The organism is Pseudooceanicola spongiae (assembly GCF_014899185.1).
Lineage (GTDB): Bacteria > Pseudomonadota > Alphaproteobacteria > Rhodobacterales > Rhodobacteraceae > Pseudooceanicola > Pseudooceanicola spongiae.
In genome coordinates this window covers 330875-344154 of sequence record NZ_CP045201.1, presented here as the reverse complement: position 1 = coordinate 344154, position 13280 = coordinate 330875, and the positions used below count along the sequence as shown (strand labels likewise).

15 protein-coding genes and 1 riboswitch are annotated in these 13280 nt (G+C 65.4%); of the genes, 6 read left to right on the top strand and 9 right to left on the bottom strand.

Translation table 11 applies throughout. From position 1 onward, the window contains the following. Nucleotides 1–34: 34 nt before the first annotated feature. Nucleotides 35–155: riboswitch (TPP riboswitch) on the bottom strand. A gap of 518 nt (nucleotides 156–673) precedes the next feature. The 5 genes from F3W81_RS01610 (at nucleotide 674) to F3W81_RS01590 (ending at nucleotide 5332) form a co-directional block, all read left to right on the top strand. Beyond that, on the top strand, nucleotides 674–1570 hold the full coding sequence (locus F3W81_RS01610) for a metal ABC transporter substrate-binding protein (protein WP_193081920.1): 897 nt from the start codon (nucleotides 674–676) through the stop codon (nucleotides 1568–1570). Then, nucleotides 1571–2509, top strand: a complete 939-nt coding sequence (locus F3W81_RS01605) for a manganese/iron ABC transporter ATP-binding protein (RefSeq protein WP_193081919.1) — start codon at nucleotides 1571–1573, stop codon at nucleotides 2507–2509. It abuts the gene before it with no gap. A gap of 127 nt (nucleotides 2510–2636) precedes the next feature. Continuing rightward, on the top strand, nucleotides 2637–3500 hold the full coding sequence (locus F3W81_RS01600; protein ID WP_193081918.1) for a metal ABC transporter permease: 864 nt from the start codon (nucleotides 2637–2639) through the stop codon (nucleotides 3498–3500). Further along, nucleotides 3497–4348, top strand: a complete 852-nt coding sequence (locus F3W81_RS01595) for a metal ABC transporter permease (RefSeq protein WP_193081917.1) — start codon at nucleotides 3497–3499, stop codon at nucleotides 4346–4348. The genes F3W81_RS01600 and F3W81_RS01595 overlap by 4 nt, the downstream gene beginning before the upstream one ends. 81 nt (nucleotides 4349–4429) lie before the next feature. Next, nucleotides 4430–5332: a hypothetical protein gene (locus tag F3W81_RS01590; RefSeq protein WP_193081916.1), complete on the top strand. Its 903-nt coding sequence runs from the start codon at nucleotides 4430–4432 to the stop codon at nucleotides 5330–5332. 298 nt (nucleotides 5333–5630) lie between these two features. Here F3W81_RS01590 and F3W81_RS01585 read toward each other — a convergent pair whose 3' ends face one another. Further along, nucleotides 5631–5915, bottom strand: a complete 285-nt coding sequence (locus F3W81_RS01585; protein ID WP_193081915.1) for a hypothetical protein — start codon at nucleotides 5913–5915, stop codon at nucleotides 5631–5633. Nucleotides 5916–6108: 193 nt separating this feature from the next. Between F3W81_RS01585 and F3W81_RS01580 the strand changes: the two genes are divergently transcribed. Beyond that, a complete protein-coding gene (locus F3W81_RS01580; RefSeq protein WP_193081914.1) occupies nucleotides 6109–6687 on the top strand; it encodes a pseudouridine synthase in 579 nt (192 codons plus the stop codon). A gap of 163 nt (nucleotides 6688–6850) precedes the next feature. On the opposite strand, the gene F3W81_RS01575 is transcribed toward F3W81_RS01580, so the two are convergent. The 8 genes from F3W81_RS01575 to phnG all read right to left on the bottom strand — a co-directional run bounded on the left by F3W81_RS01575 (nucleotide 6851) and on the right by phnG (nucleotide 13235). Continuing rightward, on the bottom strand, nucleotides 6851–7990 hold the full coding sequence (locus tag F3W81_RS01575) for an alpha-D-ribose 1-methylphosphonate 5-triphosphate diphosphatase (RefSeq protein ID WP_193081913.1): 1140 nt from the start codon (nucleotides 7988–7990) through the stop codon (nucleotides 6851–6853). A gap of 40 nt (nucleotides 7991–8030) precedes the next feature. Continuing rightward, nucleotides 8031–8519: a phosphonate metabolism protein/1,5-bisphosphokinase (PRPP-forming) PhnN gene (gene phnN / locus F3W81_RS01570; RefSeq protein ID WP_264298879.1), complete on the bottom strand. Its 489-nt coding sequence runs from the start codon at nucleotides 8517–8519 to the stop codon at nucleotides 8031–8033. 61 nt (nucleotides 8520–8580) lie between these two features. Beyond that, complete coding sequence (phnL, locus tag F3W81_RS01565) at nucleotides 8581–9264, bottom strand: phosphonate C-P lyase system protein PhnL (RefSeq protein WP_193081910.1); 684 nt, start codon at nucleotides 9262–9264, stop codon at nucleotides 8581–8583. 79 nt (nucleotides 9265–9343) lie between these two features. After that, a complete protein-coding gene (phnK, locus tag F3W81_RS01560; RefSeq protein ID WP_193083553.1) occupies nucleotides 9344–10114 on the bottom strand; it encodes a phosphonate C-P lyase system protein PhnK in 771 nt (256 codons plus the stop codon). A 26-nt stretch (nucleotides 10115–10140) separates the two neighbouring features. Beyond that, a complete protein-coding gene (locus F3W81_RS01555; RefSeq protein WP_193081908.1) occupies nucleotides 10141–11001 on the bottom strand; it encodes an alpha-D-ribose 1-methylphosphonate 5-phosphate C-P-lyase PhnJ in 861 nt (286 codons plus the stop codon). Between the two features lie 91 nt (nucleotides 11002–11092). Beyond that, complete coding sequence (locus F3W81_RS01550; RefSeq protein ID WP_193081906.1) at nucleotides 11093–12190, bottom strand: carbon-phosphorus lyase complex subunit PhnI; 1098 nt, start codon at nucleotides 12188–12190, stop codon at nucleotides 11093–11095. Then, nucleotides 12190–12771, bottom strand: a complete 582-nt coding sequence (gene phnH / locus F3W81_RS01545) for a phosphonate C-P lyase system protein PhnH (RefSeq protein WP_319022281.1) — start codon at nucleotides 12769–12771, stop codon at nucleotides 12190–12192. The genes F3W81_RS01550 and phnH overlap by 1 nt, the downstream gene beginning before the upstream one ends. Next, nucleotides 12771–13235, bottom strand: a complete 465-nt coding sequence (phnG, locus tag F3W81_RS01540; RefSeq protein WP_226941798.1) for a phosphonate C-P lyase system protein PhnG — start codon at nucleotides 13233–13235, stop codon at nucleotides 12771–12773. Before phnG ends, phnH begins: the two co-directional genes overlap by 1 nt. Nucleotides 13236–13280: the final 45 nt, after the last annotated feature.

Genomic DNA, 13280 nt, shown 5'->3' with positions numbered 1-13280 from the left:
ACGCGGGAACCATGGGGGAATCACCCCCGCCTGCCCGCGACGCGCAACACCATCCCTACGCCAGTGTGAACTGGATCAGGTTCATCGGGTCACTGCGCTGCGCGGGTGCGCGATCAGTATCTCAGCCCCTTGTCGGGACCCCCCGGGTGACACCTTGAAACTGCGCGCATCCCCCGCCCCTGTCAAGCACCCCCGCCAACCCCCTGATGCCAATGACTTTTGCCCAAAGCCCCATGCCCCGCGCAATCCTGAGTGATTCACTCGGCCAGAAACTCCCGACTAAATTAGTCAACTATTTGTTTTCATTGCGCTTTTTCCTTGCGCAGACCCCCACTTCGGTTTAGAAGCATTCTTAAGACAGCCAGCAAGCCAAGGCCTCACGCCCCCGCCAGCCAGCGATCCACGCCGCTCTCAGCAGCGACCCCAATGTCCCCTCATCGCCACGTAGCCCGCCAGGTCTTGATCGCTCCCAGCCTCGCACCGTAGCCCGGACATTTCGGCCCCTTGGCCGCGCGACATCAGCCAGCCCTTTCGCGCCGCACCGAGGTGCCTCTCGCGCCACCACCCCCCGCAAATATCAGGAATTATCGCCCAATCGGCACCTCGCCCCTTGTCTTTTTGCGAATGCCTCGCAATATCATGTAGGACAGTGACCGCCCCGAAAGGACGATCCATGCGCCTGCCATATGCCCCCTTTTTGGCCCTCACCCTTGGCCTCGCCGCCACCCCCGCCCTTGCGGACCGGCTCAAGGTCGTGACCACCTTCACCGTGCTGGCCGACATGGCGCAGAACGTCGCCGGTGACGCCGCGGATGTCGTGTCGATCACCAAACCGGGGGCCGAGATCCACGGTTATGAGCCGACCCCCCGCGACATCGTGCGCGCCGCGAAATCCGACCTGATCCTCTACAATGGCCTTGGGCTTGAGCTTTGGTTCGACCAGTTCATCGCCAACCTCGGCGTGATCCCCTCGGAAACGCTCTCCACCGGCATTGACGAGATCCCCGTGGCCCAAGGTGCCTATGAGGGCAAGCCGAACCCCCACGCCTGGATGGGCCTCGCGAACGCCCAGATCTACGTCGACAATATCGCCGCCGCCCTCGCCAAGCACGACCCCGCCAACGCCGCCACCTACACCGCCAATGCCGCGGCTTACAAACAACAGCTCATCGCCACGATCGAGCCGCTGCGCGCCCGCGTCGCCCAGATCCGCGAAGATCAGCGCTGGCTGGTGACCTGCGAGGGCGCTTTCTCCTACCTCGCCCGCGACTTCGCGATGCAGGAGCTCTACCTCTGGCCGATGAACGCCGACCAGACCGGCACCCCGCAACAGGTGCGCGGCGTCATCGACGGCGTGCGCGACCACGACATTCCGGTGGTGTTCTGCGAAAGCACCGTCAACACCGCGCCCGCCGAACAGGTGGCGCGCGAAACCGGCGTCCGCTTCGGCGGCGTGCTCTACGTCGACAGCCTGTCGGGCCCCGACGGCCCGGTGCCGAGCTACCTCGACCTGCTGCGCGTGACGGCCCAGACCATCGCCGACGGCCTCGACGCCAAAGGGAGCAACTGAATGATCCCCCCAGACAATACCGCCCCCGATGGCGGCATCTCGGCCCGCAACGTCACCGTCACCTACCGCAACGGCATGACCGCCCTGCGCGACGCCAGCTTCGAGATCCCGCGCGGCACCATCACCGCCCTCGTCGGCGTCAACGGCGCGGGCAAATCCACCCTCTTCAAGGCGATCATGGGCTTCGTGCCGGCCGCGCGTGGCGACATCGGCCTGCTCGGCCTCACCGTCAAACAGGCCCTCAAGGCCAACCTCGTCGCCTATGTCCCGCAATCCGAGGAGGTCGACTGGGCCTTCCCCGTCCTTGTCGAGGACGTGGTGATGATGGGGCGCTACGGCCACATGGGCTTCCTGCGCCGCCCCCGCGCGGCCGATCACACCGCCGTCACCCAAGCCCTCGCGCGCGTCAACATGACCGACTTCCGCCACCGCCAGATCGGCGAGCTGTCGGGCGGCCAAAAGAAGCGCGTCTTCCTCGCCCGCGCGCTGGCGCAGAACGGTCAGGTGATCCTGCTCGACGAACCCTTCACCGGCGTCGACGTCGGCACCGAGGAACAGATCATCACCCTCCTGCGAGAGCTGCGCGCCGAGGGCCGCGTCATGCTTGTCTCCACCCACAACCTCGGCTCCGTGCCCGAATTCTGCGACCGCACCGTGCTGGTCAAGGGCACCGTCCTGGCCTACGGGCCGACCGAGACCACCTTCACCCACAAGAACCTGGCCGAGGCCTTCGGCGGCGTCCTGCGCCACTTCACCCTCGGCGGAGCGACCCTGCACGACGACGACGATCCCCGCCACGTCTCGATCTACACCGACGACGAACGCCCCCTCGTGCACTACGGCGACAAGCTGCACCGCCACGACGCAGATCGCGCGCCCTCCACAACGACGCGCCCGGCCGCCCCCCCGCCCAGCGCCAAAAAGGAGCCCACCGAATGACCCCGCTCCCCCCCAGCGCCCCCACCCGTATGTTTCCCTGTTCGAAATATCCCGGGGGAGTCCGCGCCCCGCGCGGACGGGGGCAGCGCCCCCCACCCCCACCGACGCCCAGCGCCCCGGCCCAGCCATGAGCGTGCTGCTAGTGCCCTTTTCCTACGGCTACATGACCAACGCCATGTGGGTCTCGGCGCTGATCGGCGGCGTCTGCGCCTTCCTGTCGGCCTACCTGATGCTCAAGGGCTGGTCGCTGATCGGCGACGCGCTGTCGCATTCCGTTGTCCCCGGCGTTGCGGGCGCCTACCTCCTCGGCCTGCCCTTCGCGCTGGGCGCGTTCCTGTCGGGTGGCCTCGCCGCGGCAGCGATGCTGTTCCTGTCGGACCGCTCGGGGCTGAAGGTCGACGTGGTGATCGGCATGATCTTCACCTCCTTCTTCGGCCTCGGCCTGTTCATGATTTCGGTCAATCCGATGTCGGTCTCCGTGCAGACCATCACCATGGGCAACATCCTCGCCATCACGCCACAGGATACCCTGCAACTGGTGATCATCGGCCTCGTCACGCTGGTGGTGCTGCTGGCGAAATGGCGCGACCTCATGGTGACGTTCTTCGATGAGAACCACGCCCGCGCCATCGGATTGCGGCCTCAGCTGCTCAAAGCCGTGTTCTTCGTGCTGCTCTCCGCCTGCGTCGTCGCGGCCATGCAAACCGTCGGCGCTTTCCTCGTCGTCGCCATGGTCGTGACGCCCGGTGCCACCGCCTACCTGCTCTGCGACCGTTTCCCCCGGCTGATCCTGACCTCTGTCCTGATCGGAGCCCTCACCGGTTTCGTCGGCGCCTACGCCAGCTACTTCCTCGACGGCGCGACCGGCGCCATCATCACCACACTGCAAACCGCGATCTTCCTCACCGCCTTCACCTTCGCCCCCAAGCACGGCATCCTCGCCGCCCGCCGCAAAGCCCGCGCCGCCCTGAACCGGGAGGTACAGCCATGATAGACCTCATGCTCGAAGACGGCCTCGCCTTCCCGTTCCAGTTCCCCTTCATGCAGCACGCCTTCCTGATCTGCCTGATCGTCTCGATCCCCACGGCGCTGCTGTCGTGCTTCCTCGTCCTCAAGGGCTGGGCGCTGATGGGGGATGCGGTCAGTCACGCCACCCTGCCCGGCATCGTCATCGCCTATGCCTCCGGCCTGCCACTGATTTTCGGAGCCTTCGTGGCCGGCATGATCACCTCGCTGCTGACCGGCTTCCTCGCCTACAACAGCCGGGTCAAGCAGGACACGGTGATGGGCGTCGTCTTCTCGGGCATGTTCGGCATCGGCATCCTGCTCTACACCTCGATCGACACCAATGTGCATCTCGACCATATCCTGTTCGGCAATATGCTCGGCGTCGGCCCGGACGATCTGTGGACGGCGGGGGCCATCTCGCTCTTCGTCACCCTCGCTCTGGTGCTGAAGTGGAAGGATCTGCTGCTGCACGCGTTTGATCCGGCACAGGCGCGCGCTTCGGGCCTTCCGGTGAACCTGCTGCACTATGGGTTGCTGACGGTGCTCTCGATGACCATCGTCGCCACCCTCTCGGCCACCGGACTGATCCTTGCGGTCGGACTGCTGATTGCCCCCGGTGCCATCGCCTTCCTGACCGTGCGCCGCTTTTCGGCCATGCTGCCGGTGGCTGTCGTGGTCTGCATGGCCTCCATGCTGTTCGGCACCTACGCCAGCTTCTGGCTCGACAGCGCCCCTGCGCCCACCATCATCCTGATCCTGACGGCCCTGTTCCTGATCGCCTTCACCCGCCGCCTGATCCTGACCCGCCGCACCGCGACATCGCTCAGCTGAGCGGTGACACATTCAAGGCGATTGACACCACCCCCCTCGGCAGAGGACGCTGTGCTCACAGCAACCTGAAAGTGCGCAAAAGTGGCCAGATCCGTGCCCGTCCCCCAGCCTCAGGCCGTGCCGCTGCCCCTCAGCGCGCTCAGCGGCGCGCATCGGCAGGTTCCGCTGCGCCTCGGCCTCGCGGGCGACCCTGGCCCCACCAGCCGCGCCGGTCTGCTGCTGACGACCAAGGCTCAGGCCTGGCGCCTGCCCCTGATCCTGCACCCCTTCCCCGAGACCGGGCTGACCCCCGCCGCGCTGCTGGCCGAGGCACGCACAGCCCAGCTCAGCGCCCTGCATCTCATCGGCCCGCTGACCGAGGCGATGCTGCCCCTGCTCGATGACCTCAGCCCGATGGCGCGCCAGCAGGGTGCGGTCGATCTGATCCTGTTTCGCAACGGTCAGGCGACGGGCGTCAACACCGGCGCCTGGGCGCGCAAACGGGCGATGACGCGCTTTCTCGCGCCACTGCCACGGGCTCAGGCCCTGTTGCTCGGGGCGGGTTTGCGTGGCCGCGCCGCCGCTTGTGCGCTGGCCTCCGCAGGGGTGAAATCCATCGCGATCTTCGATCCCAGACGCGACCGCGCCCTGGCTCTGTCGCTGTTCCTGACTCAGGGCAGCGGGATGCGCAGCACCACCCTGCCCAGCCTCGACAGCTTCTGTGACCGCCGCTTCGACGGCATCATCCGCGCCATACCCCACGCCATGCCCAATGCGCTGATCCGCCCTGGCAACCTGTCGCCCCGGCACTGGATCATCGACACCGACCCCGAAGGCAGTGGCCTGACCGAACTGGCAGGCACGCTGGGGTGCAACCACCTCAGCGGCCGCGATATCGCACAGCTGCAGGCGCGCCGCCTGCTCGACCACCTGACCTCCGCCACGCAGCAGCCCACCTCAGAGGGCTTGCGCACCGCCCGCCCCTTCCCCTACCGCCGTCTCTGACTTCCAGCGACCTCGGGCCATCTACTGGCCGAAAACCACAGCACGAGGCATTTTCGTCGCCTCTGTCGCCCGAGGGCGCGGCTCGTCTGCTGGCCCGAAAGCCCACAGCCGCGCCATAGCCGGAAGGCTGCCTGAGTCCCCCCAGTTCAGCACATCTACGCGCCGCTCACAGACGCCAGACGCCCGCCCGCACCAGCAGCCACTCAGTATACCCGCCCTTGCGCGGAGCCATCAGGCAGTGCAGCACGAAACGCAGTGGCGAAATCTCGGTCATCGGTGGTCTCCGGGGCAAGTCGTGTCAAAGCGCATCAAGAGGCCAGCCCTCTTTCGCCACCGCATAGGGCGCACCGGTAACGCAGCCATGACGCCGCCGTAACGGCCATACGAAATAACACCCCATACAGTCCCAGTCCCAGTCCCAGTCCCAGTCCCAGTCCCAGTCCCAGTCCCAGTCCCAGTCCCAGTCCCAGTCCCAGTCCCAGTCCCAGTCCCAGTCCCAGTCCCAGTCCCAGTCCCAGTCCCAGTCCCAGTCCCAGTCCCAGTCCCAGTCCCAGACAGGATCGCGCTTGGTGGATAAGCGCAACCCATCCCGGCACCCAATCGCAGATCTGCCCCGGCCAGATTTGCAACTCGACGACGCAGGTTTGCAAACCTCGCAGGTGCCAGATTTGCAAATACCTCTCTTAACTTTGCAAACCACTCGCAAAGCCGAGACCACTACAGCCGCGCCACTCAGCCCTCTGGATTTTCCCCGCGCCACAGGCTAGGCCCGGCAGATGCCCCGCACCATCCTGTTCAACAAACCCTTCGACACGCTGCCCCAGTTCACCGACAAGGGAACCGAGGGCACCCCACGCCCGACGCTCAGCAGCTATATCGACCTGCCCGGTGTCTATCCCGCAGGCCGTCTGGACCGCGACAGCGAAGGCCTGATGGTGCTGACCGATGATGGCCGCCTGCAGGCCCGCATCGCTGATCCCAAACACAAGCTGACCAAGCTCTACTGGGTGCAGGTCGAAGGCCTGCCCGACGACGCCGCCCTCACTGCCCTGCGCAACGGCGTCACGCTGAAAGACGGCCTCACCCGCCCGGCCGTTGTCGAGCGGATCGACGCCCCGGCAGAGCTCTGGCCCCGCGACCCGCCGATCCGGGTCCGCAAATCCATTCCCGACTGCTGGCTGTCGCTAGAAATTTCCGAAGGGCGCAATCGTCAGGTCCGCCGCATGGTCGCCCACATCGGCCACCCCTGCCTGCGCCTGATCCGCGCCGCCATCGGTCCGTGGAGCCTCGGCGACCTTGCCCCCGGCAGCTGGCGCGATGCCCCAGACCTGCCGCTGCGCCCAGCACGCCGGTGAGAGCGCTGCGTTAACCAGCGACTGACCGGCCAAATCGCACCGTCCGCTTACCGACGCAATACCGACACGATACCGACAGGCCGTTTCGCGGTTTTTCAGCATTAACCATTCGCGCACCGCGCCGGGGCGTGACCCGGGCGCCAAGGCCCGGGTCGCGCTCTCCTCAGGCGACGCGCGCGCCCTGCACCAAGACCCCACGCAGGACCGGCACTGCGCCCCGGATCGCAAAGCGGATCAGATCCGCCCTCTGGCCCAGCGCCACTTCGCCCCGGTCCAAGAGTCCAGCAGCCCGCGCCGGCGTCCGCGTCACAGTGGCCATCCCACGCGCCATATCACCATACCTTTGACCCAATTGCACCGCGGCCAGCAGCAGTGCCGAGGGCACGTAATCCGAGCTGATGATATCCAGCAGCCCCAGCTCCGCCAAGTCCCCAGCAGATACATTTCCTGAATGAGATCCGCCCCTTACGAGGTTGGGCGCCCCCATGATCACGGCAATGCCCGCCGCCCGGCAAGCCTGCGCCGCCTCGACAGTGGTTGGAAATTCCGCCACCCGGATGCCATGCCGCGCACTGGTTTCAACCTGCTCGGTGGTGCTGTCATCATGGCTCGCCAGCACCGCACCATAGCGTTTGGCCGCCGCGACCGCCGCCGCCTCATGGCGGGCGCCGAGGCGGTCGTTCAGATCATAGAGGAACTGCACATAGGTCTCGAACCCCTCGCGTGACATGCCGTGCTTGCCACAGACATAATCCTCGAACTTACTGATATCACGGAATTGTCTCTGCCCTGGCGTGTGATCCATCAGGCTGACAATGCCCACCCGGTCATCCGCGCCGAACTCCTCCAGCTCCTCGATCAGCGTCTCCGAGCAGGTCTCGGCGCGCAGGTGCAGATGGTGGCTGATCTTCAGCGCACCGGCCTCGCGCATCGCCAGGATTTCATCCGCCATTGGCCGTGCGTAGCGCCGGTAATCACGCTCGCTCGAGGTGATCGAGCCGACCCGGATTGCATCGAAAACCGTGGTAATTCCACAGCTTGCAAGCTCGGCGTCATGAGCCACGATGGCAGCGTGATGCGGCCAGTGCACCTTGGGGCGCGGCGTGATATGGCGCTCAAGGTTGTCGGTGTGCAATTCCACCAGACCGGGGCTGAGGTAGTCGCCCTCGCAATCCAGCGCGCCCCGCGGCAGGGCGCCAGTGCCGATCTCGGCCACCCGCCCATCGCGGATCACCAGATGCCCCTGCACAACCTCATCCGGCAGCACCAGTTGCGCGTTACCCAGTACGATTTCGTCTTTCATATCCGCCCTCACGCGCGCTTCATCTGTCATAGCTCGTCCTTCACTGGACCTGTGTTTCTTCAATCAATGCAAGCACTTCAGCCACCGCCTCAGACAATGGCCCGGCATTCTCAACGACATCCGCCTGCACACCGGGCGGCAGGGCGAACCCGGCCCGCGCCAGACGCCGCGCGATATCCTCAGCACTTTCGCGCCCCCGTGCTGCCAGCCGCGCCGCCAGAACCGTCACGGGTGCGGTCAGCAAAATGGTGCGAAACCCGGCAAACCGCGCCTGCGCCTGCGGCAGGACCGAACGCGAGAGATTGACCAGAGCGTCCCGCCCCTGCGCCAGATCATCCGCCACACTGTCGGGGATGCCATAGTGCAACCCATGCGCCGCCCAGGACAGCAGGAACTCTCCCGAGGCCTCGCGCGACAGGAACTCCGACAGGGTTACCGGCTCGAAATCCTCGCCCCCCGCATCAGCCTGCCGCGTGATCACCCGGCGCACCAGCACCGTGCCCGGGCGCTGCTCGGCCACGGCCTGCATCACGCTGTCCTTGCCCACGCCAGAGGGGCCAACAACCCCTATCAACCGCCCCGAGGTCACCTCAGACCACCCGCACGGGCGTAAACCCGGTCACATCCACGACACGGTCACAGACCCGGTCGCGCGCCTCAACATCATGAAATATCCCAACAATCGCCGCACCTCGCGCCTTGGCCTCTTCGATCAGCGCCATCACCTGCTCCCGGTTCGCAGCATCCAGACTGGCCGTCGGCTCATCCAGCAGCAGCGCTGGATAGTCATGCGCGAAGCCGCGCGCGATATTGACGCGCTGCTGCTCGCCCCCCGAAAAGGTCGTCGGCGACAGCGCCCAAAGCCGCTCCGGAATGTTCAGCCGCGCCAGCAAGGCACTGGCCCGTTCGCGCGCCGCATCCCGCGCCACCCCAAGGGCCAGTAAAGGCTCAGCCACGACATCCAGCGTCGCCACCCTCGGCACCACCCGCAGAAACTGGCTCACATAGCCCAGACGTTCCCGCCGCAGCGCCAGGATCTCGCGCGGCTCCGCCTGTGCGACATCGACATCCCCAACCATGATCCGCCCGGAGGCCGCCAGGTAGTTGCCATAAATCATCCGCATCAAGGTCGATTTCCCCGAACCCGAGGCCCCCACCAGCGCCACGCATTCGCCCGGCGCCACAGACAGCGATCCTCCCTCCATCACCGGAATGACCGTGCCACCTTGATTGTGCAGGGTAAAAGTCTTGCTGACGTTCTCAACCGATATCATCTTCTTCTTGCTCCATATTCCGGGGGAGTCGCGCAGCGACGGGGGCAGAGCCCCCAGCCCGGCAACCACCCCCCGGGCGTCAAACCTGCAACACCGAACTGACCAGCAGCTGCGTATAGGCATGCTGTGGATCATCCAGAACCTGATCGGTCAGCCCGGTCTCCACCACATGCCCGGATTTCATCACCATCAGCCGGTCCGCCAACAGCCGCACCACCGCCAGGTCATGGGTCACGATAATCGCACTCAGCCCCATCTCGCGCACCAACCCTCGCAACAGATCCAGCAGACGCGCCTGAACGGAGACATCGAGTCCCCCCGTCGGCTCATCCATGAACACCAGCCGCGGCCCCGTCACCAGATTGCGCGCGATCTGCAAGCGCTGCCGCATCCCGCCGGAAAAGGCGCTCGGGCGGTCATCGACGCGGTCCTCCGCGATCTCCACCCGGTCCAGCCAGTCAATCGCCTTGTCCCGAATATCCCCGTAGTGCTGCGCTCCGACAGCCATCAGCCGCTCACCAACGTTGCCCCCGGCACTGACGTTCATGCGCAGCCCGTCCTGCGCGTGCTGATGCACAAAGGCCCAGTCGGTGCGCCCCAGCATCCGCCGCTCGGATTCCGACATGGTCAGCGTATCGACCATGCCACGCCCGCGGGTGTCGAACAGAACGCGCCCCGCGTCCGGCGCCAACTGCCCCGCGAGACAGTTCAGCAAGGTCGTCTTGCCCGACCCACTTTCCCCAACGATTCCCATCACTTCACCAGGCCAGAGGTCAAAGCTCACCTCCGTACACCCGATCCGCGCGCCATAGCGCTTGGCCAGCCCCTCAACCCGCAAAAGCGGGCTCAGCCCTGCCTCCGTCATCGCCATATCCTTCATGCCACAGCCTCCACGCCCAACGCCCCGACATGCCCGGCCTCACGCCGCTCGCTGCAGAAATCGGTATCCGAGCAAACGAACATCCGCCCCCCCGCGTCATCGGTGATCACCTCGTCGAGATAGCTGTTATCCGCTCCGCAAAGATCACAGTCATGATCCGCCCGCCCCGCCTGAAACGGATAATCCTCGAAATCCAAGCTCACCACCTCCGTATAGGGCGGCAGCGCATAGATCCGCTGCTCCCGGCCCGCGCCAAACAGCTGGATCGCCGCCATCGACAGCTTCGGATTGTCGAACTTCGGGATCGGAGAGGGGTCCATCACATAGCGCCCCTCCACCTTCACAGGATAGGCGTAGCTGGTCGAGATATCGCCATGCCGCGCAATATCCTCGTAGAGCTTTACATGCATCAACCCATACTCCTCCAGAGCATGCATCTTGCGCGTCTCCACCTCCGAGGGCTCCAGAAACCGCAACGGCTCTGGGATCGGCACCTGGTAAACTAGGATCTGCCCCTCAACCAAGTCGCGCTCAGGGATCCGGTGGCGCGTCTGGATCACGGTCGCCTCCGCCGTTTTCTCGGTCACCGCAACCCCTGCCGTGGCCTGAAAAAACCGCCGGATCGACACAGCGTTGGTGGTATCATCCGCCCCCTGATCGATCACCTTGAAGCAATCCTCAGGCGTCATCACTGCCGCAGAAACCTGCACGCCCCCGGTGCCCCAACCATAAGGCATCGGCATCTCACGGCTGGCAAAAGGCACCTGATACCCCGGAATGGCCATGCCCTTCAGCAACGCACGCCGGATCATCCGCTTGGTCTGCTCATCCAGATAGGCAAAATTATACGCGTTCATGCGTCCGCACTCCCGTCCACAGAAGGCACGAGCCCCCCCGTTTCCCTGTTCAAAATATCCCCGCCGGAGGCACCGGCTTGCAAAGCCGGTTTCATTCCGCCGCCTCCCGCATTTGCTGGCGCATATCCGCCTCACGCCTCAGCTTCCTCACCAACTCAAGCTCGCTCTGAAAATCGACGTAATGCGGCAGCTTGATATGCTCCAGAAACCCGGTCGCCTGGATGTTATCCGCATGATAAAGCACGAATTCTTCGTCCTGCGCCGGCGCGCCTTTGTCGTCTTCGCCCAGCTCCTTCCAGCGCAGCGCCCGATCCACCAGCGCCATCGAGATGGCCTTCCTCTCGGTCTGCCCGAAGACCAGCCCATAGCCGCGTGTGAACTGCGCCGGCTCGGTTTTCGATCCCGTGAACTGGTTGACCGTCTCACACTCCGTCAGCACAACCTCGCCAATCTCGATGGCAAAGCCCAGCTCGGGGATCTCCATCTCGACCGGCACGGTGCCGATGCGCAGCTCGCCGACAAAGGGGTGATTCTTGGCGTAGCCGCGCTGCGTCGAATAGGCCATCGACAGCACAAAGCCCTCATCGCCGCGCGTCAGCGCCTGCAGGCGCAGCGGCCGCGCCGCAGGCAGCTCCAGCGGTTCGCGTGTCAGATCGCCCGGCGTCTCGTCGACCTCCGGCCTCGGCTCGTCTTGGATCAGGCCTTCCTTGTTGAGGAACTGGCTGACCCGGGGCATCACCGGATGCACCTCCGGCTCGACCTCAGCGGCGCGATCCAGCCCCTCGGCCTCCAGCGCGAAATCCAGCAGACGGTGGGTGTAGTCGAACGTCGGCCCCAGCACCTGCCCGCCCGGCACGTCCTTGAACGTGGCCGAGATACGCCGGTCGCAGGCCATCGCGCCTGTCTCCACCGGCGCGGAATAGCCAAACCGTGGCAGCGTCGTGCGATAGGCGCGGATCAGAAAGATCGCCTCGATCAGATCGCCGCGCGACTGCTTGATCGCCAGCGCAGCAAGATCGGGATCAAACAGCGACCCCTCCGCCATCACCCGGTTCACCGCCAGGCTCAGCTGCGTCTTGATCTGCGCCACGCCCAGCTCGGCCACATCCTCGGGGCCGCGTCGTTCTTCGGCCAGCCAGTCATGGGCATTGTCGATGGCGCGTTCGCCACCCTTTACAGCCACATACATCAGACATCCCCCCCAAGCGTGACTTTGGTCGAGCGTGGCAGCGCCGACAGTTTCGCGCCGCTGGTAAAGTAGAAATCGAGGCCGAGCGGAAACTGCGCCGCATTGTCCTGAAACACAGCAACCTCGGGCAGGCGCGATTGCGTCACGTCCTTGATGCCGGGGCCGCGCAGCGCCACATCGACGCCATTAAAAGCACCATCGACGATCACCGTGGCCGAGCGGTCCGGATATTCCGCCGTCCCCAGCGACAGTGCGCTCAGATCCAGCGCGCGCCAACTCCCCAACACAAACATCGCCTTGTCGGCGCTGAGCAAAGGCGCGCCAGTGTGAAAGGTCACCCAGCCCCGCAACGCCTCGGTGTCATAGTCCCCCGCCAGATGCAGCGGAGTCTCCGGATCACACAGCACCAGCAGCAGCGTCGCCGCAGCCCGGCTGACCGGCGCGGGCGCATCGCCCATTTCCTGCAGAACGTAGGTCGACCCCGGTCGCGCCATCGCCTCCAGCGCCGCGCGAAAGGCGCGCGCAGACTGGCGCGGCGCGTCGGAAAATCCGCCCGTCAGGGCTTCGGTTGCCATGCTCATCAGTCTTCCCCCCGCACCATGGTAAAGAAATCAACCTTGGTCTGTGCAGCCTTCGCCGCGCGCTTGCCCGCAGTCTCGACCATGCCAGCCTCCAGCGGCACCAGCACCGTGGCGCGCAGCACCTCGGAGGCCTCGCCCTGCATCAGCGCGTCAATCACTGCGGCCACCTCGGCCTTGTCGCGGTCGCGCCCCTGCACCATCGCATGACCCACCGCGCCACTCTCCAGCCGCAGTGAACAGCGCGTCACCGTCATCTCGCCCAGATTAAAGGCCGCGCCCGTGCCACCAGCCCGACCGCGCACCATGACGCCGCCGACCTCAGGCGCACGCAGCCACTGAAATTTCGCCTCTTGCCCCGCATCCGCCCAAAGCCGCTTCAGCTCTGCCGCCGGGGCCTTGGCAAGCAGGCTCATCCAGCCCTTGCGAGCAGTCTGATCTGCGTCCGCCATCGTCTCGTTTGTCATCTAGACACCTTGTCGATTTGTCTGATTCACTATACAACTAGACAA

Coding starts and splice junctions, on each gene's coding strand:
- F3W81_RS01610 (WP_193081920.1), top strand. CDS start 674: ATGCGCCTGCCATATGCCCCCTTTTTGGCCCTCACCCTTGGCCTCGCC.
- F3W81_RS01605 (WP_193081919.1), top strand. CDS start 1,571: ATGATCCCCCCAGACAATACCGCCCCCGATGGCGGCATCTCGGCCCGC.
- F3W81_RS01600 (WP_193081918.1), top strand. CDS start 2,637: ATGAGCGTGCTGCTAGTGCCCTTTTCCTACGGCTACATGACCAACGCC.
- F3W81_RS01595 (WP_193081917.1), top strand. CDS start 3,497: ATGATAGACCTCATGCTCGAAGACGGCCTCGCCTTCCCGTTCCAGTTC.
- F3W81_RS01580 (WP_193081914.1), top strand. CDS start 6,109: ATGCCCCGCACCATCCTGTTCAACAAACCCTTCGACACGCTGCCCCAG.
- F3W81_RS01575 (WP_193081913.1), bottom strand. CDS start 7,990: ATGAAAGACGAAATCGTACTGGGTAACGCGCAACTGGTGCTGCCGGAT.
- phnN (WP_264298879.1), bottom strand. CDS start 8,519: ATGCAGGCCGTGGCCGAGCAGCGCCCGGGCACGGTGCTGGTGCGCCGG.
- phnL (WP_193081910.1), bottom strand. CDS start 9,264: ATGATATCGGTTGAGAACGTCAGCAAGACTTTTACCCTGCACAATCAA.
- F3W81_RS01555 (WP_193081908.1), bottom strand. CDS start 11,001: ATGAACGCGTATAATTTTGCCTATCTGGATGAGCAGACCAAGCGGATG.
- F3W81_RS01550 (WP_193081906.1), bottom strand. CDS start 12,190: ATGTATGTGGCTGTAAAGGGTGGCGAACGCGCCATCGACAATGCCCAT.
- phnH (WP_319022281.1), bottom strand. CDS start 12,771: ATGAGCATGGCAACCGAAGCCCTGACGGGCGGATTTTCCGACGCGCCG.
- phnG (WP_226941798.1), bottom strand. CDS start 13,235: ATGACAAACGAGACGATGGCGGACGCAGATCAGACTGCTCGCAAGGGC.